Origin of the sequence: Blautia sp. An81, from assembly GCF_002161285.1 — a bacterium.
In the GTDB taxonomy this organism is placed as follows: domain Bacteria; phylum Bacillota; class Clostridia; order Lachnospirales; family Lachnospiraceae; genus Blautia; species Blautia ornithocaccae.
Window position 1 is genome coordinate 258372 of the sequence record NZ_NFHH01000001.1, and the last position, 24343, is coordinate 282714.

The window sequence follows — 24343 nt, forward strand, 5'->3', positions numbered from 1 at the left end:
TTTAAAAATGGAAACATCCGCGGCTTTGACCATCCGCAAGGATATGAAATAGAATAAAAAATATGTGTTATAAAGAATTGTACAGAATACACATTCCTGACAAAAAGGCCCCTTTGTCCGCATGAGTATCCGTTTATGTTAGTATATACCGGATTTCTAAAAGAATCAACACCTTATATAACCAAAAAAGGCGCCATTTTTCGGCACCTTTTCCTGGGCGGTGTTACCCGCCCTCTGAACCTCCTACTTCCGGAATACCGGCAATAGAAGTTAATATACTGATCACTCCGGCCATCACTGACGCAGACAGAACATATTTCCAGTCTACCTGCCCCAGAGCTGCCGCTGTTCCGATTCCTGCAATCGCTGCCTGGGCTACGGTCTTTACTGCGCGGATTCCTGCTGCTTTCAGCCATTTTCGGTTATCCACAGATACTTTAAACACACAATTTTTCAGCACTGCTCTTCCCCCTTTCTTTCCAGAGTTTTTTCCGGCAAGAGCAGACTTCTTATCAGGGAAGAAAACCAGCTGTCATTTTAGCCTTCCCGGCTGTCCTCCCTGCTATAACAATATGCAGAAATTAAATATCTGTGACCCCATGGACCAACTGTATACAGGTTTTATGTCACTTAGAGCAAAAGAAAAAAGCCCGTAAATACGGACTTTTTGAAGTGGAGCATACGGGACTTGAACCCGTGACCTCCACACTGCCAGTGTGGCGCGCTCCCAACTGCGCTAATGCCCCATGCACCTTATTATAACACGTATTTTCACAAATGCAAGAAAAATTTCTTCAATTCCAAAACTTCATGTCTCAGTTCAGTCATAAAAATTAGGATAGAAAAAAGCTGACCCAAGCTTCCTTGCAGAAGTTTTTTTCTATCCTAAGGCATATGATACTGAGCTGTATGGCTAAATAGGCAATTTCACAACTACTCAACTTTCACCAGATTCCGCAGTTCTTTCCCGGACAGATATCTCCTCAAATTCTCTGCACAGATATCTACTACATTATCCAGGGTTACGGAAAGATGATAGCCTCCTGAAACATGAGGGGTAATAAAAACCTGAGGCATATCCCAGAGAGGATGTTCCGAAGGAAGGGGCTCCGGATCTGTCACATCTAATGCAGCCCCGGCCAGCCTTCCCTCTTTCAGGGCCTGGCACAGGTCTTCCGCCGATACGGTATCTCCCCTTCCTCCGTTCAGGAAAAAGCTTCCCGGCTTCATTAGATCAAAATACTCTTTGTCAAACATACCTCTGTTCTCTTCTGAACTTGGAAGAAAGGATACCACTGCATCAGCTCTGGGAAGAAGAGCCTTGATATCCTCCTGAAGATGAAGTTCGTCTACATACTCCGGGCAGGGGCTGTAGGTTCTCTTAATCCCAATGACATAGGCCCCGAGAGCATGAGCCAGCCGGGCAAAATGTTTCCCGATATCTCCCAGACCAAGGATCATCACCGTAGCATCACTGATAGAAGTGACCGCTCCCTGATCTCCCCATTTATGGGCCTTTTGATCATCCCGATAGAGATGGAGTTTTTTCTGCATTGCCAGCAGCATAGCAAACATATGCTCTGACACTGTCTGTCCGTAAGCGCCGCTGCAGGATGTAAGAAGCCTGTCTCCCATGATTTCTTCTTTTGCATAAACATCAAAGCCTGCGGAATTAAGCTGCAGCCATTCCAGCTTTTTGGCTTTTTTCACTATTTCCGGAGGAATATTTCCCAGAATGATCTCAGCCTGGTCTGCCAGTTCCTGGGTAACTTCCTCTGGTCTGCAGAAAATAATCTCTGCGTCTTTTGCAATTTTTTTCAGCAGTTCCCGATGTTTTTCCTTTATGGGAATCACTGTAAGTATCGTTTTTCCTTTCATAGAGCACCGCCTCTCTTCACAGCAATCTTTCTATATCAAAGGGTTTCCATAAGATCATGGATTTTATTCCGTATCCTTTGAAGGGCATTGTCAATAGATTTCGGTGACTTTTCCATCTGCCGGGCAATCTGATGATAATCCTTTCCCTCCAGATAAGCTCTCAGCACCTGATTCTCAAAGGGACTGAGCCTTTCTTTAATTTTTTCCTGCATCAGATTTGTACTTTCCCTGTCAATAATAATCTCCTCAGGGTTCTGCTGCTTTGTGTCCTCTGTATTTTTCAAAGGGCTGTTCTCTTCACTTAAAGAAATATAGGAATTCAAAGGTCTGTGCTTCTGTCTTCCTGAAATCTCAATTGCCTTATAAATCTGCCTTTCCACACACAGACTGGCAAAAGTGGCAAAGGAAGCATTTTTAGATGGACGATAGTCCCGCACTGCCCGGAACAGTCCGATCATCCCTTCCTGGATCAAATCCTCCTGCTCGCCTCCGATCAGGAACATGGCATGGGCTTTCTTTCGGACCATGCCCTTATATTTATCGATCAAAAACTCTTCCAGTTTCTTTTCTCCGTTCTGTGCACGGCGGATGAGCTCTTCATCTGGAATTCCTTCATACTCTTTTATCATAACTGAAACCTGTACTATTTACTTAATCTCTGCCTTACGATCTCATAAGCAAGAACCCCCGCTGCCACAGAGGCGTTTAAGGAGTCTATATCTCCTTTCATGGGAATTGATGCAATGAAATCGCATGTTTCTTTCACAAGCTTGGACACTCCCTGGCCTTCATTGCCGATTACCAGTCCTATAGGACCTTTCAGGTCCAGGTCATACATCTGAGTGCCTCCCATGTCTGCGCAGACAAACCAGATGCCTTCTTTTTTCAGGCTCTCAATGGTCCTGGCAATATTGGTGACCTTTGCCACAGGCGTATAATTCAGCGCTCCTGCAGAGGTTCTGGCTACCACAGCGGTAAGTCCTGCTGCCCGATTCTTAGGAATGATCACCCCGTGAGCTCCCGCTAAATTAGCAGTACGGATAATCGCTCCCAGGTTATGAGGGTCTTCAATATTATCCAGCACAAAAAGGAATGGGGGCTCTCCTTTTTTTCTGGCAGCCTCCAGAATGTCCTCTACCTGGGCGTAGGCATAAGCTGCCGTCTGGGCGATAACTCCCTGGTGAGTCCCTGTCTTGGACATCTGGTCCAGACGTTCTTTCTTTACAAATTTTACTATGGTATTCTGCTTTTTCGCTTCCCGAAGGATGGTCCTTACAGGGCCGTCCTCACAGTGCTCCAGCACAAAAAGTTTATCTACAGTCCTGCCGGAACGAAAAGCTTCCAGCACTGCATTTCGTCCCTCGATATTACTTTCCTGGAATCTGTTCTCCATCTTCTTCTCCTTCCTGAATCCCCAGCTTTACCAGCTCCAGTATCCTCTCCTGCTGCTCTGTAAGATACAGATACCCCATAAGAGCCTCAAAACCTGTGGCTCTCCGATAATCAGACATAGTAGCGTTTTTTGCCATGGTATAAGACTTGGCATTTCTTCCTCTCCGGAAGATTCCCAGCTCCTCTTCTGTTAAATGGGGTTTCAGCTTTTCAATCATTTCTGACTGGGCGGAAGCCTTCACCAGCTTATTGGCCCTCTGGTTCAGTTTATTCACCTGGGTATTGCCCTGCTCTACTAAAAGAGTACGGATAACCAGCTCATAAACTGCATCTCCGATATAAGCCAGCGTCAGAGGCGAATAAGTCCGGATATCCGGCTCTGTCAGTCCGAAAAGTTCTCTGAAATATCCTAAGCCCTTTTCCATTGTACGCCTTCTCTCGTATCTTTCAGAATGATCCCCATAGCGGCAAGCTGGTCTCTGATCTCGTCTGCCCGTTTGAAATTCTTTTCTTTTCTGGCAGCCTGACGTTCAGCAATGAGTTTTTCCACATCTTCATCCAGCATTTCCTCTTCTTTATCCACCAGCAGTCCCAAAACGTCGCTTAATCTGACAATGGTGTCGAAAAGATACTGGATAAAACCTTTGCTGCTTTCTCCGCTGCCATGAGTATTTGCAAATTTCACCAATTCGAAGATGGCGGCAATAGCATCTGCTGTATTGAAATCATCTTCCATGGCCTCTTCATATTTTTTTACATAACTCTGAACTTCCTCTGCAAGTTTTGCCTCTTCTTCTGTCATGGTATCCCCCTGGGCAGATTTGGCAAGGCGTTTTAACTGGTCTACGCAGGTGATGATCCTGTCAAGAGCATTCTTAGAAGCTTCCATCAGCTCTGCACTGAAGTTTAAGGGACTTCTGTAGTGGGCATTCAGCATAAAGAACCGCAGGACCTGAAGGTCGTATTTCTCACCAATTTCCCGTACTGTAAAGAAATTCCCCAAAGACTTGGACATTTTCCGGTTATCAATATTCAGGAAAGCATTGTGCATCCAGTATCTGGCAAAGATTTTTCCGTTGCAGCACTCAGACTGGGCAATTTCATTCTCATGATGAGGGAAGATCAAGTCCTCTCCTCCTGCATGGATATCGATTTCTTCACCCAGATATTTTTTAGACATCACGGAGCACTCAATATGCCATCCCGGACGTCCTTCTCCCCATGGAGATACCCAGTAAGGCTCTCCTTCTTTTTTCGGCTTCCACAGAACAAAATCCAACGGGTCTTCCTTCTGGTCTTCTCCGGAAACCTGAAGAGAACGGAAGCCAGACTGAAGGTCTTCCAGGTTCTTATGGGAAAGTTTTCCGTATTCATGAAAATTTTTGACCCGGAAATAAACAGTGCCGTTAACCTCATAAGCATAGCCTTTGTCAATCAGGGTCTGGATCATCTCGATCATCCCGTCAATCTCCTGGGTAGCCAGAGGATGGGTAGTTGCCGGTCTCACATTCATATCTGCCATATCTTTTTTGCACTCTTTGATATAGCGGGTAGAAATCTCCTCAGCGCTGACCCCTTCCTCTATGGCCTTTGCTATGATTTTGTCATCAACATCCGTAAAATTCGATACATAATTTACTTCATAACCTTTGTACTCCATATATCTGCGGACTGTGTCAAAGACAATCATAGGCCTGGCATTTCCAATATGGATAAAGTTATAGACCGTAGGTCCGCATACATACATTTTCACTTTTCCTTCTTCCAAAGGAATGAATTCTTCTTTTCTCTTTGTCAGGGTATTATAGATTTTCATTTTCTTCTCCTTTTTTCTTTGCTTTTTCTAATTGCTGTCTGTGCTCTTCTTCAGCCTTTTCTCTGGCTCTGCGGCACAGCTCTTCTTTTTCCCTCATATCCTGGAGCTCATAGCTCATCTTCTGGATTTCAGAGCGCAGACGCTCATTTTCTCTCTGAAGTATATGGATATCATCCAATGTAGGATCTGGCAGATGTACCTGGTCCATATCAATCCTGGGTACCTTCTTGTTCTCTCTTCTTACTACTCTTCCCGGCACTCCCACTACGGTACAGTTAGGAGGCACTTCCTCAAGCACCACGCTGCCGGCACCGATCTTGGAATTTTCTCCGATGGTAAAGGATCCCAGTATCTTGGCGCCTGCACTGACCATCACATTATCCTTTAATGTGGGATGACGCTTTCCAGTCTCTTTTCCAGTTCCTCCCAGGGTCACGCCTTGATACAGAGTTACATTGTCTCCGATAATGGTAGTCTCTCCTATGATCACTCCTGCCCCATGGTCAATAAATAATCCTTTTCCTATTTTTGCCCCTGGATGAATTTCAATACCTGTCTTTCTGGCTGCTCTCTGGGAAATCCACCTGGCCAGGAAATAGTGACCCTTTTCATACAGCTTGTGGGCCCTTCTATATTGGATCATCACCCGGAAACTAGGATACAGCAGTACCTCCAGAGGGGATTTAATTGCCGGATCCCTTTCCTGGATCACCTGAAATTCTTCCTTAATACGTCCGATGAATCCCATTCTCTCACCTCAATTCTAAGTAAATTTTTCTTATAAAAAGAAAATCCCTATATCCCAAAGGATATAGAGACGAATATTTCCGCGGTTCCACTCTACTTGAAGACATCTGTCTTCCGCTTATCTGCCCATAACGCTGGCCTGCGTGCCCGACTGTGTTCTGATGAACAGTCACCGGACCGGCTCCCGAATGCACTTTCCCGGATTTCTCTATAAAAGGGCTTTCAGCCGGCGGCCCCTTCTCTCTGGATAAATCTGTCCGGTACTCTTTTCGTTCTATGCCTTTCCATATCTTCTATTAGTTTATTCATAAAACCGAATTTTGTCAATAGGAAAGAAAAAGGCCGCTGCATGAAACATATATCAGGAATATGATCATTCTCGATTTCTGTTCCGTGCAGCAGCCTCGCTTCTATATCCAAAATGCGGAGGATAATAGAAATCTGATTTCAAATAGTATTAGCAGATACCCTGTGCCAGCATTGCGTCTGCAACTTTCTCAAATCCAGCTGCATTGGCGCCTACTACATAGTTTCCTTCGTATCCGTATTTCTTAGCTGCGTCAGCCATATTGTGGCAGATGTTTACCATAATGCCTTTCAGCTTCTCATCAACTTCTTCAAAACTCCAGCTTAAACGCTCGCTGTTCTGTGACATTTCCAGAGCGGAAGTAGCCACACCGCCTGCGTTTGCAGCTTTACCAGGTGCGAAAAGAATGCCGTTTTCCTGTAAATACTTTGTAGCTTCAAGAGTTGTAGGCATATTAGCACCTTCTGCTACAGCAAAGCAGCCGTTAGCTACTAACTGTTTTGCATCCTCAATGCCCAGTTCGTTCTGTGTAGCACATGGAAGAGCCACATCACATTTTACGCTCCATACGCCTTTTCCTTCATGGTATTCAGCGTTTGGTCTGTAGTTCTTATACTCTGTAAGACGAGCACGTTTTACTTCTTTGATCTCTTTCAGTGCAGCCAGGTCAATACCTTCCGGATCATATACCCAGCCTGTGGAATCAGAACATGTTACTGGTTTTGCTCCTAACTGATAAGCTTTCTCGATAGCATAGATAGCAACATTTCCTGCACCAGATACGGCTACAGTCTTTCCTGCGATATCTTTGCCGTTAATTTTCAGCATTTCCTCTGTAAGGTACAGCAGACCATATCCTGTAGCCTGTGTTCTTACCAGAGAACCACCGAATGTAAGACCTTTTCCTGTAAGAACGCCTTCATAAGCATCACGGATTCTCTTGTACTGTCCAAACAGATAGCCAATTTCTCTTCCGCCTACACCGATATCACCTGCCGGTACATCTGTGTCAGGTCCGATATGACGATATAACTCTGTCATAAAGCTCTGGCAGAATGCCATTACTTCTCTGTCTGATTTTCCCTTTGGATCGAAGTCAGAACCACCCTTGCCGCCGCCGATAGGCAGGCCGGTCAGAGAATTTTTGAAAATCTGCTCAAATCCCAGGAATTTAATAATTCCAAGATATACAGAAGGATGGAATCTCAGTCCGCCCTTGTATGGTCCGATGGCGCTGTTAAACTGTACGCGGTAACCTTTGTTTACCTGTACATTTCCGTTGTCATCTACCCAGGGAACGCGGAACATGATAACTCTTTCCGGCTCTACCAGACGCTCCAGAAGAGCTTCCTTGCGGTATTTCTCTTCATTAGCTTCTACAACCGGCTTTAAAGACTCCAGTACCTCTCTTACCGCCTGATGAAATTCAGGTTCGCCTGGATTTTTCTTCTCAACTAACTCAATTACTTCATCTACGTATGACATGGCTTTCCTCCTGTTGTTTCACTTTTTTTACTCTGTGTTGTATTATAAAGCCTTTATGAATATTTTGCAAGTTTATTTTTCTTTTCCTGCATATTTTTTAATTATATCTGTTATTCCAGATTATTATAGCATCTTTTTTGAATTCTTTTTATCTCTCCGTTTCATTTACTTTACCTCTCTGCATCGGAGCCGTGAGAAATCCTTTCCAATACCGTTTTTCCCGGTGTTTTTTTCTTGTTTCTCAGCAGCCGGAAAGCTATAATATCCTTTAAAGAGGTATTGTTTTATGATCGTATATGAATATTATCATTTTGGAGACCAGCAGGAAATCTCCCTTTATCATATCCGGGAATTCAGCCATTTTGCCCATCTGCACAGGAGCTATGAGCTTCTCCGCCTGAAAAACGGAAAGCTTATGGCCACTGTAGACGGAAGAGAATTTCTTATGCAGCCCGGAGACCTTATCCTGATTCTACCCTATGAGATTCATTCTTATACAAATCTGGGAGGTGCAGAATGTCAGGTAAATGTTTTTTCCCCGGATTATATCCAGGAATTTTATAAGATGACTGCCAAAAAGGCTCTGAACCATCCGGTCTTCCGTCTGGAAGATCAGGTCTTCTCTTCTATGGAGAAGCACCTGTTCATAGACAGTTCAAAGCCTTTATACTGTAAAGCCTGTTTATACTATATTGCCGCCCGGCTTCTGGAAGAATCCGGGCTTTCTCCCCGGACAGCTCCTTCCTCAGACTTGCTCCATCAGATCCTGATCTATATTCAGGACCATTATCTGGAAGCACTGACTCTTCAGGACCTGGCCGTCCATCTGGGCTACAGCCGGCTGTATATCTCCAGATTTATCAACAGCCATCTGAGTCTCTCCTTTACGGATCTGGTAAATCAGCACCGGATAAACTACGGCGCCCATCTTCTGTGCACCACCGACATGCCGGTCAGCGACATTGCCTTCGCCTGCGGCTACAATAGTCTCCGGTCTTTTAACCGGTGTTTTAAGGATATCCTACATGTCACTCCCAGAGAATACCGCAGCCAGTGATTTTCCCTCTGCGGTTCAATCTTCCTGTCCTTCCGGTGCCTGCTGCCGACAGCATCCCTGACAAGAAGGAACGCTTCTGTCATCTCCCATAAGGTCCTGGATACTGGTAAGGGCGCATATGGCATGAGCGGAAATCCCTTCCATACTGCCGGTAAAGCCTAATCCTTCTTCTGTAGTGGCCTTAATGTTCACCTGGTTTTCCTCCAGGTGGAGAGCCTGGGCTACATTTTTGATCATTGTGTCTATATAAGGGAGAAGCTTCGGCTTCTGGGCGATAATGGTAGCGTCTATATTATTGATCACATACATATTTTCTTCCAGAAGTTTTCCCACGCGCTGAAGAAGAAGAATACTGGAAATTCCTTTATACTTTGGATCTGTATCCGGAAAATGCCTTCCGATATCCCGCAGGGCCGCTGCTCCTAAAAGAGCATCCATAATAGCATGTACCACCACATCTGCGTCCGAGTGCCCCAAAAGCCCCTTTTCCCAGGGGATATTTACTCCCCCCAGGATCAGGTCTCTTCCTTCTGTCAGTTTATGGACATCATATCCCATTCCAACCCGTATCATGGCTCTTCTCCTATTCTACAGATACAACTTCGTATCCAGCATCAACTACAGCCTTGGTCAGTTCTTCTTTACTTACAGAATCTGCCGCCTCCACATAGGCTTCTTTTTTCTCCAGATCCACCTCTGCCTTTACGCCTTCAATACCGTTTAAAGCTTTTGTCACTGCTGCCTGGCAGTGAGGGCACATCATACCTTCGATCTTCATTGTATACATATTCATTTCCTCCTTATTTTCAACCGCTTCTGCGGAAGTATTTACTATCTGTTTTTTCCCTGTCTGTCCATTGATTTTTTCTGTTGTCTGAACAATACCGTCCTCTTCCTTCTGGGGCTTTTTCAGCACATGGAAGAATCTCAGTCTAAGGGCGTTGGATACTACGAAAAGGCTGCTTAAACTCATAGCCGCTGCGCCGAACATAGGACTTAATTTCAGTCCCAACGCCGTATAGAACACGCCTGCTGCCAGGGGAATCCCGCACACATTATAGAAAAAGGCCCAGAAAAGGTTTTCCTTAATATTCCGGATCACGGCTTTACTCAGGCTGATTGCAGTCACTACATCCAGCAGGTCGTTTTTCATCAGAACAATATCCGCGCTTTCAATAGCCACATCGGTGCCTGCTCCAATGGCAATCCCCACATCTGCTCTGGCAAGAGCCGGAGCATCGTTGATACCGTCACCTACCATTGCTACCTTCTGACCATTTTCCTGAAGCTTTGCCACTTCTCTTTCTTTATCCTGGGGAAGGACTTCTGCGATCACCGTATCAATATCCAGCTGCCGCTGAATGGCCTTTGCGGTTCTTTCGTTGTCTCCTGTAAGCATGATAACCTGAATTCCCATTTTTTTCAACTCCCGGATAGCCTGAGCACTGGTAGGTTTTACTATATCTGCAGCTCCCACTACACCCAGAAGCTCTTTCTCATCAGCAAAAAGCAGAGGCGTCTTTCCCTCCCCCGTAAGGGTCTCCAGATAATCTTTAATACCGGTGCAGTCTATCCCCTTTTCCTTCATCAGCCGGAGATTTCCTGCATAATATTTCTTTCCTTCAATAACTGCTTCTATACCCATGCCTGCCACTGCGGAAAATTCTAAAGCCTCCGGCAGGGAAATCTTTTCCTCCTCAGCTTTTGCGAGAACTGCTTCTGCAAGAGGGTGTTCGCTTTTTTTCTCCATAGCCGCCGCAATCTTCAGCAGCTCTTTACTGTCTGTCTTTACACCGTGGATATCTGTGACTGCCGGTTTTCCCTGGGTAATCGTTCCTGTCTTATCCAGGACCACACTCTGAATATTGTGGGTAACTTCCAAGGCTTCTCCTGATTTGATCAGAATGCCGTTTTCTGCTCCTTTTCCTGTTCCTACCATAATAGCCACAGGAGTTGCCAGTCCCAGAGCACAGGGGCAGGAAATGACCAGAACGGAGATGGCGCAGGACAGAGCAAATTCAAACTCTGCCCCTGCCAGCAGCCATACAGCAGCAGTGATCAGAGCAATAGTCATAACAATAGGCACAAAAACTCCTGCAATCTTGTCTGCGATCTTGGCAATGGGAGCCTTGCTGGCGCTGGCGTCTTCCACCAGACGGATGATCTGGGAAAAGGTAGTATCATCTCCTACTTTAGAAGCTTTCATACGGAAGAATCCGGCCTTATTCATAGTTGCGGCGATAACTGAGTCTCCCGGCACTTTCTGGACCGGAATACTCTCTCCTGTAATAGCTGCCTCGTCAATGCTGGTAACTCCCTCCAGCACCACTCCGTCAGCCGGAACACTGCTGCCAGGCTTTACCTGAAGGATATCCCCAATCTGGATTTCCTCTGCGGGAATCTCTACCACTGTTCCGTTCCGCTCCGCGAAAGCAGTCTTTGGCGCCATATCCATCAGTTTATTAATAGCCTCGCTGGTCTTCCCTTTTGACCGTGCTTCCAGATATTTTCCAATATTGATCAGCGCCAGGATCATTACCGCTGACTCGAAATACAAGTCATGAAGATACCGGTTCACCAGATCCATATCCTGAACCCCCAGTCCATATCCCATACGGTAAATAGCGAAAACACCATACACCAGAGAAGCTGCAGAACCAACGGCGATCAGGGTATCCATATTAGGAGCCCCATGGAGTAATGTGCTGAAGCCTTTTGTATAGTAAGCCCTGTTAATATAGATTACCGGAATACACAGCAGAAACTGAGTCATGGCAAATCCCACTGCGTTTAATGTACCGTGGAGAAATCCGGGAAGGGGCAGGCCGATCATATGCCCCATGGAAACATACATCAGGGGAATCAAAAAGATAAAAGACCAGATTGTCCTTTTCTTCATATATTCCATATGCTCCTGTACCGGATTTTTCTTATTTTCTTTTAAGCTCTCTCTTGTATCAGAAGCTTTCTTTTTTCCCCGGACACTGGCTCCATAACCTGCATGGACCACTGCATCTATGATTCCCTGCTCCTGGATCACTGCGTCATTGAATTCCACCTGCATACTGTTGGTCAGCAGATTCACGCTGACCTCATTTACCCCTTCCAGCTTGCTGACGCATTTCTCCACTCTGGAGGAGCAGGCAGAACAGGTCATCCCTGTTACATCAAATTTTTCTTTCATAATGATGTCCTCCTACAAAATTTTTCCAAGCATGGCTACCAGCTCGTCTACTTTCTCTTCCCGTTCCTCATCTGTCTTGGCCCCTGTTACACAGCTCTTCAGATGAGCGGTAAGAATCTCTTTGTTGGCCTTGTTCAAAATAGCTTCTGTGGCCATAAGCTGCTGGGAAATATCCATACAGTACCGGTCTTCTTCCACCATTTTCAGGATTCCGTCTATCTGTCCTCTAGCCGTCTTCAGCAGCCGGTTAATTTTACTTTTATCTGCTTTCATCTTATTCCTCCCTACACCCCAGGGGGGTATTATTCTTGACGAAATTAGTATAGCATACAAAAAAGAGAAAAGCAAGGCGCTTTTCTCTTTTTTCCAATTCATCCTAATGCTACATCTAAGATCATCATCAGGACAAAACCTGCTGCAAAGCCTATGGTTCCTACATTGCTGTGTTCCCCTTGGCCGGTCTCTGGAATCAGCTCTTCTACTACTACATAGAGCATAGCTCCTGCTGCAAAGGCCAGAAGGTAGGGAAGAAGGGGTTCTATAAAACTGAATAAAACTATGGTGAGCAAAGCTCCCAATGGCTCCACTGCTCCTGAAAGAGTTCCATACAAAAAGGCTTTTCCTTTTCCCATGGCCTTCTCGCTCTTCAGGGGAAGGGATATAATAGCTCCCTCCGGAAAATTCTGTATGGCAATTCCCACAGACAGGGCCATAGCTCCTGCAAAAGTAATCTGGGTATTATCAGCCATCATTCCTGCAAATACCACTCCTACTGCCATTCCCTCAGGAAAATTATGAAGCGTCACTGCCAGCACCAGCATCGTTGTCTTTTTCAGATTACTCTTTCGTCCTTCGGGCTTCGATTCTCCCAGATGTAAATGAGGGATCAGACGGTCCATTGCCAGAAGAAAAAAAATCCCCAGGAGAAAACCCACTGCGGCTGGCAGGAAAGCAAGCTTTCCCATACTCTTTGACATATCCATAGCAGGGATCAGCAAAGACCACACAGAAGCGGCTACCATGACCCCGGAAGCAAAACCTAAAAGCCCTTTCTGGACCAGAGGCTTCAGCTCATCTTTCATGAAGAAAACACTGGCAGACCCCAGGCAGGTCCCAAGAAAAGGAACCATAATTCCCATAAAAAGTTCCATGTCCATCTCCTTTATTGTCTTTTTCTGTTTTATTGTTTATCAGCTTACCCCATGATATCATACTCCGGAACAAAACGCATGAACTTTTTGTACTTTATGATTAGGATATGCAGTATTTTAAAAAATGACTCAGAAAGGATTTGTAACTTATGACAGAATTTCTGTTTCTCATGCAAAGGTATTTCTCCACTTATGAAAACCTGCTACAATCTCCTTATAAGAAAGAGATTATTCAGGAGGTGCGCTTATGGCAGAAAAAAATTTTTATGAAAATCCCAGAATCCCCAGATATCCCAATACTGGCTTTCAGAAAGCGCTGAATCTTTTTTCTGTTCTTGCGCTGGTCTTTACCTTTCTATATCCGCTGCTGAAATGGAACCAGCTTCCAGATACCATCATTACTCACTGGGGGTTCAGCGGCCAGCCAGACGGCTGGGGACCAAAAGGCTCTGTCTGGGCCGTTCCTGTAGCCAGTCTGGTCCTTTACCTGCCCCTGACCATACTGGAAAGATTCCCCTCTGTCTGGAATGTACCTGTCAAAACTACTCAAAAGAATGAACAGTGGGTCTATCAGAACATAAAAACCATGCTGATTCTCATGAAATTTCTCATGACAGCAGAATTTGCCGTGATTACATACCACTGTGTCCAGGAAAAAAATCTGAGTAATCTGCATACGGCCCTGTTTCTGATCTTCCTTTTCGGCTCCATGATCTTTTTCATCATAAGAAGTACCAGAAAGTCGCCGTAAAACAGCACACCTGGAAATTCCTGCCCTCTCAAGGTAACAGATATTTTCCAGGTGTGCTTTTTTATTCTTTGACTATTATTTCTGTCCGTAATATGCGTTTGCCCCATGTTTTCTGTAATAATGTTTATCCTGAAGCTCCTGAGGCGCCGGCTGTACTCTGGGGTTGATCATCTCACATCTTGCAGCCATCTTAGCCACTTCTTCCAGCACAACGGCATTGTGGACTGCCTCATGACCGTCTTTTCCCCAGGTGAAAGGTCCATGATTCTTGCAGAGAACTGCAGGAACTGCCTCGTAATCCTTATCCTTGAAATAATCCGCAATAAGCAGTCCTGTATTCTTTTCATATGCAGTGTCGATTTCTTCCTTTGTCAGACATCTCACACAGGGAATCTCACCGTACATATAGTCTGCATGAGTGGTTCCGTAACAGGGGATGCCTCTTCCGGCCTGAGCCCAGCTGGTAGCCCATGGAGAATGGGTGTGGACAACGCCGCCGATCTTTTGGAAGGCTTTGTACAGCTCAATATGAGTAGGTGTGTCAGAAGAAGGATTATATTTTCCTTCGATCTTGTTTCCCTCCAGATCCATGATCACCATATCATCGGGAGTCAGTTTGTCATAATCCACCCCGCTGGGTTTAATGGCAAAATAGCCGGTCTCCCTGTCGATCTGACTTACATTGCCCCAGGTAAAGGTTACCAGATTGTGTTTCGGCAAAAGCATATTTGCCTCGTAAACCGCTTTTTTCAGTTCTTCTAACATTTATTTTTCCTCCTTTTTCCTTCTGTCCTTCACAGAATTCCGCAGGATCAGTTCCGGCTGGATAAGCCTGGGAATCTGGCTTTTCTCTTCAGGAACCTCCCGTATCTTTTCCAGCAGCAGCTCTGCTGCCATTTCCCCCAGCTTCTCCTGGGGATGAACAATGGTAGTAAGAGAAACGTCCCCTCCCGCCATCACCGAATTGTCATAGCCTGTCACAGAAATATCATCGGGCACATTTTTTCCCATTTCCCGCAGAACATGAACCACACTTACAGCAATCTGGTCGTTATAGCACACAATACCGTCCACAGAAAGTCCCTGCTCCAGAAGCAGTCTGGTCATCAGTCCCGGTTTCGTCTTTCTGTCCTCAGTATGGAACCAGATCACCCGGTCCGGGTCATAACTGAAGCCGGCTTCCTGCAGGGCCTTAACATAACCTTTATGCCGCTCCTGTCCCTGGAAATCGTCTGCCTTAAAAATCCCCAGCAAATTTTTATGCCCCATGTCCAGAAGAGATTTTGTCACCAGATATCCTCCCTGGCAGTCATCCATGAGAATATGAGGTTTTTCTTTCATCTGAGAATAGACGCCCTGGATAAATACATAAGGAATCTGATACTTGTCCAGCAGTCCATACAAGTTCATATGTCTGCAGAGAATCTGGCTTTTTGCCGGTTCAATGATCAGTCCGTCAATATCCTTGGTCAGGATATCCTCCAGGACCTTGGCTTCTTTTGTCCTGCTGTTGGCTGTATTTTTCAGGATAATGCTGTACCCATTTTCTGTAAGCACCCGGTCCATTCCCTGAATCAATCTGGGAAAAATATAGTCTGAAATATATGTGGTGATCACCGCAATGTTTTTGGATTGTTTCAGGTGTCCCATCCGCTGGGAACAAAAGGTTCCCCTTCCGTGTTCTGCCACGATATATCCTTCCTGTCCCAGGATAGACAAGGCTTTTCTCACCGTATGCCTGCTGATATGATATTTCTCAGAAAGCTGGTTTTCTGAGGGCAGCTTCTCTCCAGCCTTAATCTTTCCGCTGAGGATGGACTCTTTCAGTTCTTCCATCAGCACATAGTACTTTGTTTTTCCGCTTTCCTGTGTCATAACCTGCTCCTTTGGTAATATTCTACAACTTGTACGCACCTATTAACAAGTTGTTCTTATTCCTTTTTAAGGAACTTTTCTTCCTTGATTTCCACCAGGATAATATCCTCTCCTATCTGCCGAATGCAGGAAAAAGGAATCACATATTCACTGGTAGATCCGAAAAATCCGCACATTTTCCCCGGAAGGGGTACGATCAGGGCCTTTATACATCCGGTTTTGCAGTCAAACTCCACGTCCAGCGGACAGCCCAGGGTCCTGCAGGAACAAATATTGATCACTTCTTTTTGTCTAAGTTCACAGACACGCATAAAAAATCCCCTGTGCCATAACCTGTTAATATAGCTTATGTACACAGGGGTAATTCTGTTACCTTTTATCTGTCCATCTCAAGCTGAACGCCGGTATTCTTATGATTTTTAATGATTCTGTCAATCTCCTCCAGGCCACAGGAAGGCAGGTCTCCCGGAATGGTATTCTTCACAGAGCTGGTAGCATTTCCATATTCCAATGCTTTCTGGCAGTCAAAGTCATGGGCCAGCAGTCCATAGAGGGCTCCGGAAATATAGGCGTCTCCGCTTCCGATACGGTCTACTACTTCAATGTTCCGGTATGGCTCTTCCTGATAGAACTTGTCTTCTTTTGCATTATAGATCACAGATCCGAAAGTATGTACCTTTGGACTGTGAACAATCCTCTGGGTAGAGGCCACAATGGACAGGGGATATTCCTTTGCAAAGCTTCTCATGATCTCATACACATCTCCTTCTTTTAAGAAAGTCAGCTTGGCTGTCTCTTCAGAGCAGAAGAAAATATCTACATAAGGCAGGATGCTTTCAATACACTCCTTTGCCTCCGGTCCTGTCCAGAGATTTCCCCGGAAGTTTACGTCAAATGAGATAAGAGCGCCGTTTTCTTTAAAGCGTTTCATCATTTCAATTCCCACTTTTCTGGTATTCTCAGAAAGGGCCAGGGTAATTCCGCTGGTATGGAAACATTTTGTAGAAGAGAACATGGATTCCGGCAGCTCATCCAGAGAAATCTTACAGAAAGATGCATGTCTTCTGTCATATACCACACTTGGCTTTCTTGGATACGCTCCGTCTTCATAGTAGTAAATACCCAGGCGGGCATCTGGGTCCTGGTCATAGACCAGATAATCATCACTGACGCCGCAGAAACGGACACGGTTCTTTGCGTAAGTTCCCAGGGCATTATCCGGCAGCTTGGAAATCACTCCGGTACGCAGGCCCAGAAGAGAAACTCCTGAAACTACATTCAGTTCTGCTCCTCCTACCTGTTTCTGAAAGGTCTCACCTCTTACAATCCTTTCATTGTTCGGCGGTGAAAGCCTCAGTAAGATTTCTCCCAACGACAGCAGGTCAAAGTCCTTTTTCATTTTTTTACACCTCCACTTTTATTTTCCCCGATTATAACAAAAGGATGTCCTGAGAAACAGTATGAAGATATATAAATGTTTCCCAGGACACCCCTTTCTATTAATAAATGTTCCCCAATGGCATAAGGGTTCTCATTTAGCGATATTTAATTATCTCTGAACACGGCCTGAACCGTCTCCGCCTGCCAGCTTCAGCACTTCGTCCATGGATACCATGTTAAAGTCGCCTTCGATAGAATGTTTCAGGCAGGAAGCAGCTACTGCGAATTCGATAGTAGCCTGAGCATCATAACCATTTAAGCATGCGCAGATCAGTCCGCCGCCGAAAGAATCGCCGCCGCCTACACGGTCTACGATATGCATTTTATATTTTTTGCTGAAGTAGTAATCTTTTCCGTCATAGAGCATAGCAGACCAGTTGTTGTCGTTTGCAGACAGAGACTCTCTCAATGTGATAGCTACTTTCTGGAATCCGAAACGATCAGCAAGCTGTTTTGCAACATCTTTGTATCCTTCATGGTTTACAGTACCCTGAGTTACATCTGTATCTGCTGCTTTGATACCGAATACATCGGCAGCATCCTCTTCGTTTGCGATGCATACGTCTACATATTTGCACAGCTCGCCCATAACTTCTCCAGCTTTTTCTTTAGACCACAGTTTGTTTCTGTAGTTTAAGTCGCAGGAAATAGTAGCACCGGCTTCTTTTGCTGCTTTGCAGGCTTCCAGACAGATTTTTGCCACTTCGTCGTTAAGAGCCGGAGTGATACCTGTAAAGTGGAACCATTCTACACCGTCAAAGATTTTCTTCCAGTCAAAATCAGAGGAAGAAGCAGTAGCGATAGAAGATCCAGCACGATCATAGATAACCTTGGAAGGTCTCTGAGAAGCCCCTTTCTCCAGATAGTAAATACCTACTCTGTCTCCGCCGCGTACGATATCAGTTGTGTCAACGCCATATTTTCTCAGAGAATTTACAGCTGCCTGTCCGATTTCGTGTTTTGGAAGTTTTGTAACGAATTTTGCATCAAATCCGTAGTTTGCCAGAGAAACAGCTACATTTGCTTCTCCGCCGCCGTAGGTAGCGCCAAAAGTATCTGCCTGAACAAAACGATAATAGCCTTCCGGGGCCAGTCTCAACATAATTTCACCAAAAGTAACAACTTTCTTTGCCATGATCATATCTCCTCTATAATTTCTATGCTTGTTATCCTGCTTATTTATTTCTGATCTGAGCAGCCAGTTTTACGGCTTCTTCTGTCAGAGATTTAATCTCGTCAAATTTTCCTGCTTTAACCAGGTCCCCTTTTACCATCCAGCTTCCGCCGCAGGCAACGATCTTGTCGCAGCTTAAGTAGTTTTCCAGGTTCTTTGCATTTACGCCGCCGGTAGGCATGAATTTCAGTCCTACATAAGGAGCTGCCATAGCTTTGATAGTAGCTACGCCGCCAAACTGCTCAGCCGGGAAGAATTTTACAACCTTTAATCCTCTCTTAACAGCCTGAGCTACTTCAGAAGGAGTGATAACTCCCGGGAATACAGGAATGTCTTTGCTCAGACAGTAGTCTACAATCTCAGGATCGAATCCTGGACTTACGATAAATTTAGCTCCTGCTGCTACTGCTCTGTCTACCTGGTCAATAGTCAGAACTGTACCTGCTCCCACGAACATATCCGGATATTCAGAAGCCATAATCCGGATGGACTCCTCAGCTGCTGCTGTACGGAATGTTACCTCTGCACAGGGAAGACCTCCCTCTACCAGTGCTTTTGCCAGAGGCGCTGCGTCTTTTGCATCCTCCAGAACTACTACTGGTACTACACCTAACTCTGCAAATCTTTCTGCTGCTGTGCTCATAATACTTCCTCCTTATACTTTTCGTTTCATATTATAAAACGTTGTTTCGTCATGTGGTATGTCTTTATCTGCATTATACTACTGTGACTTAAAAAGTCAAGAGATTTTTTTCAGTTGCCACAATCTTCTGAAAGTGTTACAATAGCGCCTGAATAATATTAATGATTTCACAAACAGGAGTGTTTGATCATGGAAAATAAAAACCCTATCCAGGTAGCAGATCGACTGTTTCTTGTACTGGAAACTCTGGCGGACACAGGCTCCGTCACACTGGCAGATCTCTGCCGCCAGCTGGACCTAAATAAAAGCACCCTCCATCGCCTTCTCAGTTCACTGATCTACATGGGCTATGTAAAGCAGGACGGTGAAACCGGAAAATACAGCCTCTCTCTGAAGCTCCTTGGCCTTTCCAATAAACTTCTGGTACATATGGACATTCTGGATGCAGTACGTCCCAGCCTGAAAGTTCTGGCTCAGGAAACCGGAGAGACTGTCCACTTCGTCCAGTTGGACGGTGTTGAAGCTGTGTATATCTACAAAGAAGAGTCCACTCAGAATTCTGTTCGTATGGTTTCCAAAGTTGGCAGCCGGATTCCTCTTTACTGTTCCGGTGTAGGAAAAGCCATAGCCGCCGATATGGACCAGTCTCAGATACAGTCCATCTGGGAACACAGCACAATCCGAAAACTAACACCTCATACTATTATAGATTATACCCAGTTTCTGGAGAAAATTAAAGAGGCAAGGGAAAAAGGTTATGCCCTTGACGATGAGGAAAATGAGCTGGGAGTCCGCTGTATTGCCGTAGGTCTTCCAGATTACCGGGGAAGAGCCAAATACGCTTTCTCCATCTCTGCTCCGGCTTCCAGAATGACTGACCAACGCCTGGAAGAACTGGCCCAGATCCTTTTGAAAACCAAACAAGAAATATTGAAAAATATGTGATCCTGCGCCTCCTTCCATATCCGGAAATTTCTGAATATTTTCAGCAGAACAGAAAAAGACTGATGCAAAGAACCTTCCGCCGGAACTTTTTCCGGTCAGGGTTCTCTGCAGACAGTCTTTTCTATTGCTTTCTCTTATGCTCCGTATGTACCTTTATACACCATAAAGCGGTTCTGTTATTGAAATTTCACTGCCGTGCCGTAGGCCATGATCTCAGCAGCCCCCTGAGCTACCGTTGCAGAAGAAAATCTGGCACAGATAATAGCGTCTGCTCCCATGGCCTGGGCATCACTTATCATTCTCTGTACAGCCAGATCTCTGGCCGTGTTCATCATCTCATTGTAGGATGTAAGCTCTCCTCCCACAATAGTCTTAAAACTGTTCATGATATCCTTTCCCAGATGTACAGACTGAATCGTATTCCCCTTTACCAGTCCCAAAGTCTCATATTTCTTTCCCTGTATTGTTTCCGTTGTTGTAATAAGCATATCTTTCTTCTCCTGTCAATATCTTATTCTTCCGGTTTCCTGTGTTTCTTTCTATATTTCACACATTCTGTCAGCAGATACTCGATCTGTCCATTCATGGAACGGAAATCATCCTCCGCCCACTGGGCAATCTCATTCCAAAGAGAGACCGACAGTCTCAGAGGCACCTGCTTTTTTGCCTTTTCTTTTCCTTTGCTTTTATTTTCCTGTTCCAGAATGTGTCACCACCTTATCTTTAATATAGGCTGCCGCTGTTTACAATAGGCTGGGCATCCTTGTTTCCGCAGAGCACTACCAGAAGATTGCTGACCATAGCCGCTTTTCTCTCCTCATCTAACTCTACAATGTTATTTTCATTCAGCTTATCAAGGGCCATTTCTACCATTCCTACGGCTCCTTCCACGATTTTCTGTCTGGCATCAATAATAGCGGCTGCCTGCTGTCTCTGAAGCATGGCAGATGCGATTTCCGGCGCATAAGCCAGATGAGTGATCCGCACATCCAGAATCTCGATTCCTGCGTTCTCTACCTTTTCCTGAAGTTCTCCCTGCATAATATCCGCAATCTCCTGGCTGCTGCCCCTGAGAGATTTCTCATCTCCTCCCTCAGCAGCATCATAAGGATATACTCTGGTAGTATTCCGGATAATGGAATCACACTGAATAGATAAATAGTCGTTGAAGTTCTCCACATTCAGCACTGCTCTGGTAGGGTCCACCACCCGCCATATCACTACTGCAGCAATCTCCACAGGGTTTCCCATAGCATCATTTACTTTCTGCCTGTCATTGTTCAGTGTTCTGGTTTTAAGAGATACTTTTCTGGATTTTCCTGTAGTGGCCGGTATATCTTTTACTGTAGGATTAATTGCCGACACAAAAGGATTTACCCAGTAAAAGCCGTCTTTTTTCAGTGTTCCGTAGTAATTGCCAAAAAGCGCCAGCACCAGTGCTTCATTAGGATTGATCACCTTCAGTCCGCACAGCAGAATAAAGAAGATCAGCAGCAGTACCAGCCCTGCCAGTATCATCCAGCCTCCTGTGCCTCCTCCAGTAGCGGAAAGTCTCATAATCCCGTAGAGCAGCGCTGCTCCTCCCAGGACCAGTCCCAGAATCCCCACAAAAAGCATCAGGTATCCGGACATTGCCTTTAATTCTTTCTCTTCCTGAATCTTACCTTGATTACCCATACAATACCCTCCTTTGCAGGAGCCTGCCATCGGAACTTTTTCCGTAGCTCCCCTCTCATGTGATAATTTAATTTTGATATCATTTTGATATCATCATAATACCTTAGGTTTCAATAATTGTCAATAGTTCTTCAAAAAAACCCGCCGGACAGCATTTATAAAATGCCAGTCCTGACGGGCTTTTTATACCGTTATTATGTCTTATTCATACCTGACGATTTCTTTTTTCAGTCTCTTCATGATCCGCTTTTCCAGCCGAGAGATATAAGACTGGGAGATTCCCAGCAGATCTGCAACCTCCTTCTGGGTCTTTTCCCTGCCATCAGGCATGTTAATGCCAAAGCGGAGCCGTACAATGGTCTGTTCCCTTTTTGTCAGCTTCCCGATAGCTTTTCCGAGAAGTTTTCTCTCCACTTCATTTTCAATATCTTTGTAAATTACATCCTCATCGGTTCCAAGGATATCTGACAAAAGCAGTTCATTCCCATCCCAGTCTACATTCAGAGGCTCATCTATAGACACCTCCAGCTTTGTCTTACTGTTTCTTCTCAGATACATAAGGATCTCATTTTCAATACATCGGGAGGCATAAGTAGCCAGTTTGATTTTTTTCACCGGGTCAAAGGTATTAATAGCCTTTATCAATCCTATGGTCCCTATGGAAATCAGGTCCTCTACTCCCACTCCTGTATTGTCAAATTTTTTGGCGATATAGACTACCAGACGAAGATTATGTTCTATAAGGGCAGCCCTTGCATCCTGGTCTTCCCCTTCTCTGAGCTTATCAATCTGCACCTTTTCTTCTTCCGGAGATAGAGGGGCAGGCAGTACCTCCGCACCCCCGATATAATGCATCTCATTTCCTGCCGGCAGTAAAATTCCTGTAAATCTCGAAAACTGAAATCCTTTTTTCATACAAACATCCATCTTCACAAAGCTCCTCCTTAACTAACTGTCCAGAATCTTGGGACTGATAATTATCTCGAATTTTCCGTAAGGAGACAGAGGGGCGTCAGAAAGTCCTATGGCAGCCTGGGACAGACAGATTTTTTTCCCTTCCCAGAAAATAACCAGCCTGTCTGCCGTTACTACAGGGAGAAGTCCCCGTTCACAGCCCAGAGCCGTATAGATGAGAAACCGCGGTTTCAGATTTTCTGCATCTCCTTCCCCGAAATCTTCCATAGCACAAAAACTTTCCAGCGCATCCTGCTGCTTTTTCTCCAGCATACCGGAAAACCTGCTCTTTTCCATAACACACACAGGTTTGCCTGTGTCTGTATCTGTTAGGCAGTTTCCGGTATCCAACAGTCCTTTTAATTCTATTTTCTGTCCTCCTGTTTCCAGGATCACCCGGCACCTGAGGACAGCTTTTCCTTTTAAGTATTTAAAGAGTCTTATGCCTGTATTTAAAATCCAATAAGCGGTAAATGTGATCGTAAAAAAAATCAGGATTCCTTTTCCTGCCCTGGGAGGCAGGGCATACAACAGTCCTCCCAGCAAAAAAGATATGCCCCAGCAGGCCAGAACGCCTGCCAGCAGTTCCTTTCCTCTGCAAGGCCTACAGTCCAGCCAGACCATTGCAAAGGACATTCCAATGGAAAAAATCAGTATATTCACTGTATTGATCTCTTTTGAAAGCCAGAAAAACAGGGAGATTCCAAGGGCTCCCGCCAAAGCTCCCAGCAAAGCCCTCCAGGGTTTGGCAGACCCCCGGAGTATCCGGTTTGTCAGGCAGAGCACAAGAAAATCCATAAATAGATTTACTACGAAAAACACATCTATGTAAAATTCGTAGTACACAAAACACCCCCTAAACCTCTACATGACTCTCTTACTTATCTGGAATAAGCAATGTTCATTATAGAGGTCAGGGGGTGCTGATTTTGTCAAAACCGCTTGGCTGGAGCCAAAATCTTTTCGACAGCCTGCTCCTGTTTTTTTCTTCTTATGTTACCTGGGTTATGTTACCCTTTGGCCCAGAAGGGCCAAAGGACCTCTCTCTAGACCCGAAAGGCTGTATCTAGGCCTATCAGGATAAACTTTCATGGATATTTTTCAGGATATTACGCATATTCTCCGCCCCGGCCTGGCCTGGAGCAGAAGCGTTCCTTCCTGCTGCAAAAGTCAGAGCCGAACCTGTGATTTCTCCGCAGATACGGCTGAGAAATCCGGTCTCTCCCATAGACATGGTGATCAGAGGCCGGTCATATTTATCCGCCGCCTCTCTGGTCACCTCCAGAAGGGAAAGGAGGTCCTTAAACTGGCCGGGCATAACCGCCATCTTTAAGATATCAGCCCCGCTGTCATACATCCTGTCCAGACTCTCGAAAAGAGCTTCCTTGGGCGGCGTCCCTTCAAAATGATGATTGGAGGCCACCACTTTTACGCCTTTCTCCTGAAGCTGTTTTACCAGCTCCCCAGATGACTCTTCCCGGAAAAATATTTCTACATCTGTCAGCTGGACAAGACCTGTCTCAGCTGCCGCATTCAGGAGCTTTACATAATTTTCAAAAAGAATCTCCCGGCAGCCTCCTTCTCCTGCGGTGCGGAAGGTAAAAAGAAGGGGAATTTGTCCCAGTCTGTCATTTATTGTCCTCAACATTTCCAGGACTTTTTCTACTTTCTCTCCTTCTTCATAACAATCTGCCCGCCATTCTGCCAGGTCTGGTTTCTGTCTCTGGATTTCCTCAATATCCAGAAAGATTTCTTCCCTGGTTTCCCCGGTAATGGGAATACAAATTTTCGGGATTCCCCTCCCGATTTCCATATTTCCTATCTTTACTGTTTTCATTATTCTTTCTTCCTTTCTCTCCGCCCTTTC

General features: G+C 45.2%; 27 protein-coding genes, 1 tRNA gene and 1 other annotated feature. Of the genes, 3 read left to right on the plus strand and 25 right to left on the minus strand.

Going from position 1 to position 24343, the window contains the following annotated elements; all coding sequences use genetic code 11:
* Positions 1-223: 223 nt before the first annotated feature.
* The 9 genes from B5G33_RS01205 to gdhA form a co-directional block, all read right to left on the minus strand.
* Positions 224-460 carry a holin gene (locus B5G33_RS01205; protein WP_087267239.1) on the minus strand — a complete coding sequence of 79 codons (237 nt, stop codon included), beginning with the start codon at positions 458-460 and terminating at the stop codon, positions 224-226.
* A gap of 213 nt (positions 461-673) precedes the next feature.
* Positions 674-746 (minus strand) — tRNA-Ala (locus B5G33_RS01210).
* Positions 747-933: 187 nt separating this feature from the next.
* Positions 934-1878 (minus strand): D-2-hydroxyacid dehydrogenase, encoded by a 945-nt coding sequence (locus tag B5G33_RS01215; protein WP_087416456.1) that lies wholly within the window; start codon positions 1876-1878, stop codon positions 934-936.
* Between the two features lie 35 nt (positions 1879-1913).
* On the minus strand, positions 1914-2507 hold the full coding sequence (sigH, locus tag B5G33_RS01220) for an RNA polymerase sporulation sigma factor SigH (protein ID WP_087267232.1): 594 nt from the start codon (positions 2505-2507) through the stop codon (positions 1914-1916).
* 14 nt (positions 2508-2521) lie between these two features.
* Entirely contained in the window at positions 2522-3271 is a 750-nt protein-coding gene (gene rlmB, locus B5G33_RS01225; RefSeq protein WP_087416457.1) for a 23S rRNA (guanosine(2251)-2'-O)-methyltransferase RlmB, read from the minus strand.
* Complete coding sequence (locus B5G33_RS01230; RefSeq protein WP_087267227.1) at positions 3246-3695, minus strand: Mini-ribonuclease 3; 450 nt, start codon at positions 3693-3695, stop codon at positions 3246-3248. The genes rlmB and B5G33_RS01230 overlap by 26 nt, the downstream gene beginning before the upstream one ends.
* The gene (gene cysS, locus B5G33_RS01235) at positions 3680-5086 is read right to left on the minus strand and encodes a cysteine--tRNA ligase (RefSeq protein ID WP_087267225.1); all 1407 of its coding nucleotides are present in this window, start codon (positions 5084-5086) and stop codon (positions 3680-3682) included. Before cysS ends, B5G33_RS01230 begins: the two co-directional genes overlap by 16 nt.
* Positions 5073-5834 (minus strand): serine O-acetyltransferase EpsC, encoded by a 762-nt coding sequence (gene epsC, locus B5G33_RS01240; RefSeq protein ID WP_087267222.1) that lies wholly within the window; start codon positions 5832-5834, stop codon positions 5073-5075. The genes cysS and epsC overlap by 14 nt, the downstream gene beginning before the upstream one ends.
* Positions 5835-5896: 62 nt before the next feature.
* Positions 5897-6119, minus strand: a binding site (T-box leader).
* A gap of 171 nt (positions 6120-6290) precedes the next feature.
* Positions 6291-7625 carry an NADP-specific glutamate dehydrogenase gene (gene gdhA, locus B5G33_RS01245; RefSeq protein ID WP_087267220.1) on the minus strand — a complete coding sequence of 445 codons (1335 nt, stop codon included), beginning with the start codon at positions 7623-7625 and terminating at the stop codon, positions 6291-6293.
* A gap of 286 nt (positions 7626-7911) precedes the next feature.
* Here gdhA and B5G33_RS01250 point away from each other — a divergent pair, with 286 nt between their 5' ends.
* Positions 7912-8682, plus strand: a complete 771-nt coding sequence (locus B5G33_RS01250; protein WP_087416458.1) for an AraC family transcriptional regulator — start codon at positions 7912-7914, stop codon at positions 8680-8682.
* A 15-nt stretch (positions 8683-8697) separates the two neighbouring features.
* On the opposite strand, the gene ispF is transcribed toward B5G33_RS01250, so the two are convergent.
* From ispF to B5G33_RS01270, 4 genes are all read right to left on the minus strand, one after another.
* Positions 8698-9252 carry a 2-C-methyl-D-erythritol 2,4-cyclodiphosphate synthase gene (ispF, locus tag B5G33_RS01255; RefSeq protein WP_242974421.1) on the minus strand — a complete coding sequence of 185 codons (555 nt, stop codon included), beginning with the start codon at positions 9250-9252 and terminating at the stop codon, positions 8698-8700.
* Positions 9253-9265: 13 nt separating this feature from the next.
* A complete protein-coding gene (locus tag B5G33_RS01260; protein WP_087416460.1) occupies positions 9266-11866 on the minus strand; it encodes a heavy metal translocating P-type ATPase in 2601 nt (866 codons plus the stop codon).
* 12 nt (positions 11867-11878) lie between these two features.
* Positions 11879-12139: a metal-sensing transcriptional repressor gene (locus B5G33_RS01265; RefSeq protein ID WP_087267208.1), complete on the minus strand. Its 261-nt coding sequence runs from the start codon at positions 12137-12139 to the stop codon at positions 11879-11881.
* A 98-nt stretch (positions 12140-12237) separates the two neighbouring features.
* Positions 12238-13017: a ZIP family metal transporter gene (locus B5G33_RS01270; RefSeq protein ID WP_087267205.1), complete on the minus strand. Its 780-nt coding sequence runs from the start codon at positions 13015-13017 to the stop codon at positions 12238-12240.
* A 247-nt stretch (positions 13018-13264) separates the two neighbouring features.
* Between B5G33_RS01270 and B5G33_RS01275 the strand changes: the two genes are divergently transcribed.
* Entirely contained in the window at positions 13265-13768 is a 504-nt protein-coding gene (locus B5G33_RS01275; protein WP_087267202.1) for a DUF1648 domain-containing protein, read from the plus strand.
* A gap of 75 nt (positions 13769-13843) precedes the next feature.
* Here the strand turns inward: B5G33_RS01275 and B5G33_RS01280 are convergent, their stop codons facing one another.
* From B5G33_RS01280 to B5G33_RS01305, 6 genes are all read right to left on the minus strand, one after another.
* Positions 13844-14533 (minus strand): L-ribulose-5-phosphate 4-epimerase, encoded by a 690-nt coding sequence (locus B5G33_RS01280; RefSeq protein WP_087416461.1) that lies wholly within the window; start codon positions 14531-14533, stop codon positions 13844-13846.
* Positions 14534-15643 (minus strand): GntR family transcriptional regulator, encoded by a 1110-nt coding sequence (locus B5G33_RS01285; RefSeq protein ID WP_087416462.1) that lies wholly within the window; start codon positions 15641-15643, stop codon positions 14534-14536.
* Positions 15644-15699: 56 nt separating this feature from the next.
* A complete protein-coding gene (locus B5G33_RS01290) occupies positions 15700-15954 on the minus strand; it encodes a PRC-barrel domain-containing protein (protein ID WP_087267193.1) in 255 nt (84 codons plus the stop codon).
* A 65-nt stretch (positions 15955-16019) separates the two neighbouring features.
* Positions 16020-17042 (minus strand): sugar kinase, encoded by a 1023-nt coding sequence (locus B5G33_RS01295; protein ID WP_087267190.1) that lies wholly within the window; start codon positions 17040-17042, stop codon positions 16020-16022.
* 150 nt (positions 17043-17192) lie between these two features.
* Positions 17193-18218, minus strand: a complete 1026-nt coding sequence (locus B5G33_RS01300) for a sugar kinase (protein WP_087267187.1) — start codon at positions 18216-18218, stop codon at positions 17193-17195.
* Positions 18219-18258: 40 nt separating this feature from the next.
* On the minus strand, positions 18259-18900 hold the full coding sequence (locus B5G33_RS01305; RefSeq protein WP_087267184.1) for a bifunctional 4-hydroxy-2-oxoglutarate aldolase/2-dehydro-3-deoxy-phosphogluconate aldolase: 642 nt from the start codon (positions 18898-18900) through the stop codon (positions 18259-18261).
* Between the two features lie 189 nt (positions 18901-19089).
* Here B5G33_RS01305 and B5G33_RS01310 point away from each other — a divergent pair, with 189 nt between their 5' ends.
* Positions 19090-19845 carry an IclR family transcriptional regulator gene (locus tag B5G33_RS01310; RefSeq protein ID WP_087416463.1) on the plus strand — a complete coding sequence of 252 codons (756 nt, stop codon included), beginning with the start codon at positions 19090-19092 and terminating at the stop codon, positions 19843-19845.
* Positions 19846-20021: 176 nt separating this feature from the next.
* Here B5G33_RS01310 and B5G33_RS01315 read toward each other — a convergent pair whose 3' ends face one another.
* The 6 genes from B5G33_RS01315 to aroD form a co-directional block, all read right to left on the minus strand.
* Positions 20022-20333, minus strand: a complete 312-nt coding sequence (locus tag B5G33_RS01315; protein WP_087416464.1) for a heavy metal-binding domain-containing protein — start codon at positions 20331-20333, stop codon at positions 20022-20024.
* Positions 20334-20356: 23 nt separating this feature from the next.
* Positions 20357-20548: a hypothetical protein gene (locus B5G33_RS01320; RefSeq protein WP_087267178.1), complete on the minus strand. Its 192-nt coding sequence runs from the start codon at positions 20546-20548 to the stop codon at positions 20357-20359.
* Positions 20549-20568: 20 nt separating this feature from the next.
* Complete coding sequence (locus B5G33_RS01325) at positions 20569-21522, minus strand: SPFH domain-containing protein (protein WP_087416465.1); 954 nt, start codon at positions 21520-21522, stop codon at positions 20569-20571.
* Positions 21523-21723: 201 nt separating this feature from the next.
* Complete coding sequence (gene sigE / locus B5G33_RS01330) at positions 21724-22437, minus strand: RNA polymerase sporulation sigma factor SigE (protein WP_242971251.1); 714 nt, start codon at positions 22435-22437, stop codon at positions 21724-21726.
* A gap of 33 nt (positions 22438-22470) precedes the next feature.
* Entirely contained in the window at positions 22471-23322 is an 852-nt protein-coding gene (locus B5G33_RS01335) for a sigma-E processing peptidase SpoIIGA (RefSeq protein WP_087267174.1), read from the minus strand.
* A gap of 229 nt (positions 23323-23551) precedes the next feature.
* Entirely contained in the window at positions 23552-24313 is a 762-nt protein-coding gene (gene aroD, locus B5G33_RS01340) for a type I 3-dehydroquinate dehydratase (protein WP_087416466.1), read from the minus strand.
* Positions 24314-24343: the final 30 nt, after the last annotated feature.

Coding starts and splice junctions, on each gene's coding strand:
- B5G33_RS01230 (WP_087267227.1), bottom strand. CDS start 3,695: ATGGAAAAGGGCTTAGGATATTTCAGAGAACTTTTCGGACTGACAGAG.
- epsC (WP_087267222.1), bottom strand. CDS start 5,834: ATGGGATTCATCGGACGTATTAAGGAAGAATTTCAGGTGATCCAGGAA.
- B5G33_RS01215 (WP_087416456.1), bottom strand. CDS start 1,878: ATGAAAGGAAAAACGATACTTACAGTGATTCCCATAAAGGAAAAACAT.
- gdhA (WP_087267220.1), bottom strand. CDS start 7,625: ATGTCATACGTAGATGAAGTAATTGAGTTAGTTGAGAAGAAAAATCCA.
- aroD (WP_087416466.1), bottom strand. CDS start 24,313: ATGAAAACAGTAAAGATAGGAAATATGGAAATCGGGAGGGGAATCCCG.
- B5G33_RS01315 (WP_087416464.1), bottom strand. CDS start 20,333: ATGCTTATTACAACAACGGAAACAATACAGGGAAAGAAATATGAGACT.
- B5G33_RS01250 (WP_087416458.1), top strand. CDS start 7,912: ATGATCGTATATGAATATTATCATTTTGGAGACCAGCAGGAAATCTCC.
- sigE (WP_242971251.1), bottom strand. CDS start 22,437: ATGAAAAAAGGATTTCAGTTTTCGAGATTTACAGGAATTTTACTGCCG.
- B5G33_RS01325 (WP_087416465.1), bottom strand. CDS start 21,522: ATGGGTAATCAAGGTAAGATTCAGGAAGAGAAAGAATTAAAGGCAATG.
- B5G33_RS01280 (WP_087416461.1), bottom strand. CDS start 14,533: ATGTTAGAAGAACTGAAAAAAGCGGTTTACGAGGCAAATATGCTTTTG.
- B5G33_RS01300 (WP_087267187.1), bottom strand. CDS start 18,218: ATGGCAAAGAAAGTTGTTACTTTTGGTGAAATTATGTTGAGACTGGCC.
- B5G33_RS01260 (WP_087416460.1), bottom strand. CDS start 11,866: ATGAAAGAAAAATTTGATGTAACAGGGATGACCTGTTCTGCCTGCTCC.
- B5G33_RS01290 (WP_087267193.1), bottom strand. CDS start 15,954: ATGCGTGTCTGTGAACTTAGACAAAAAGAAGTGATCAATATTTGTTCC.
- B5G33_RS01285 (WP_087416462.1), bottom strand. CDS start 15,643: ATGACACAGGAAAGCGGAAAAACAAAGTACTATGTGCTGATGGAAGAA.
- cysS (WP_087267225.1), bottom strand. CDS start 5,086: ATGAAAATCTATAATACCCTGACAAAGAGAAAAGAAGAATTCATTCCT.
- B5G33_RS01265 (WP_087267208.1), bottom strand. CDS start 12,139: ATGAAAGCAGATAAAAGTAAAATTAACCGGCTGCTGAAGACGGCTAGA.
- B5G33_RS01275 (WP_087267202.1), top strand. CDS start 13,265: ATGGCAGAAAAAAATTTTTATGAAAATCCCAGAATCCCCAGATATCCC.
- B5G33_RS01295 (WP_087267190.1), bottom strand. CDS start 17,042: ATGAAAAAGGACTTTGACCTGCTGTCGTTGGGAGAAATCTTACTGAGG.
- rlmB (WP_087416457.1), bottom strand. CDS start 3,271: ATGGAGAACAGATTCCAGGAAAGTAATATCGAGGGACGAAATGCAGTG.
- sigH (WP_087267232.1), bottom strand. CDS start 2,507: ATGATAAAAGAGTATGAAGGAATTCCAGATGAAGAGCTCATCCGCCGT.
- B5G33_RS01270 (WP_087267205.1), bottom strand. CDS start 13,017: ATGGAACTTTTTATGGGAATTATGGTTCCTTTTCTTGGGACCTGCCTG.
- B5G33_RS01310 (WP_087416463.1), top strand. CDS start 19,090: ATGGAAAATAAAAACCCTATCCAGGTAGCAGATCGACTGTTTCTTGTA.
- B5G33_RS01305 (WP_087267184.1), bottom strand. CDS start 18,900: ATGAGCACAGCAGCAGAAAGATTTGCAGAGTTAGGTGTAGTACCAGTA.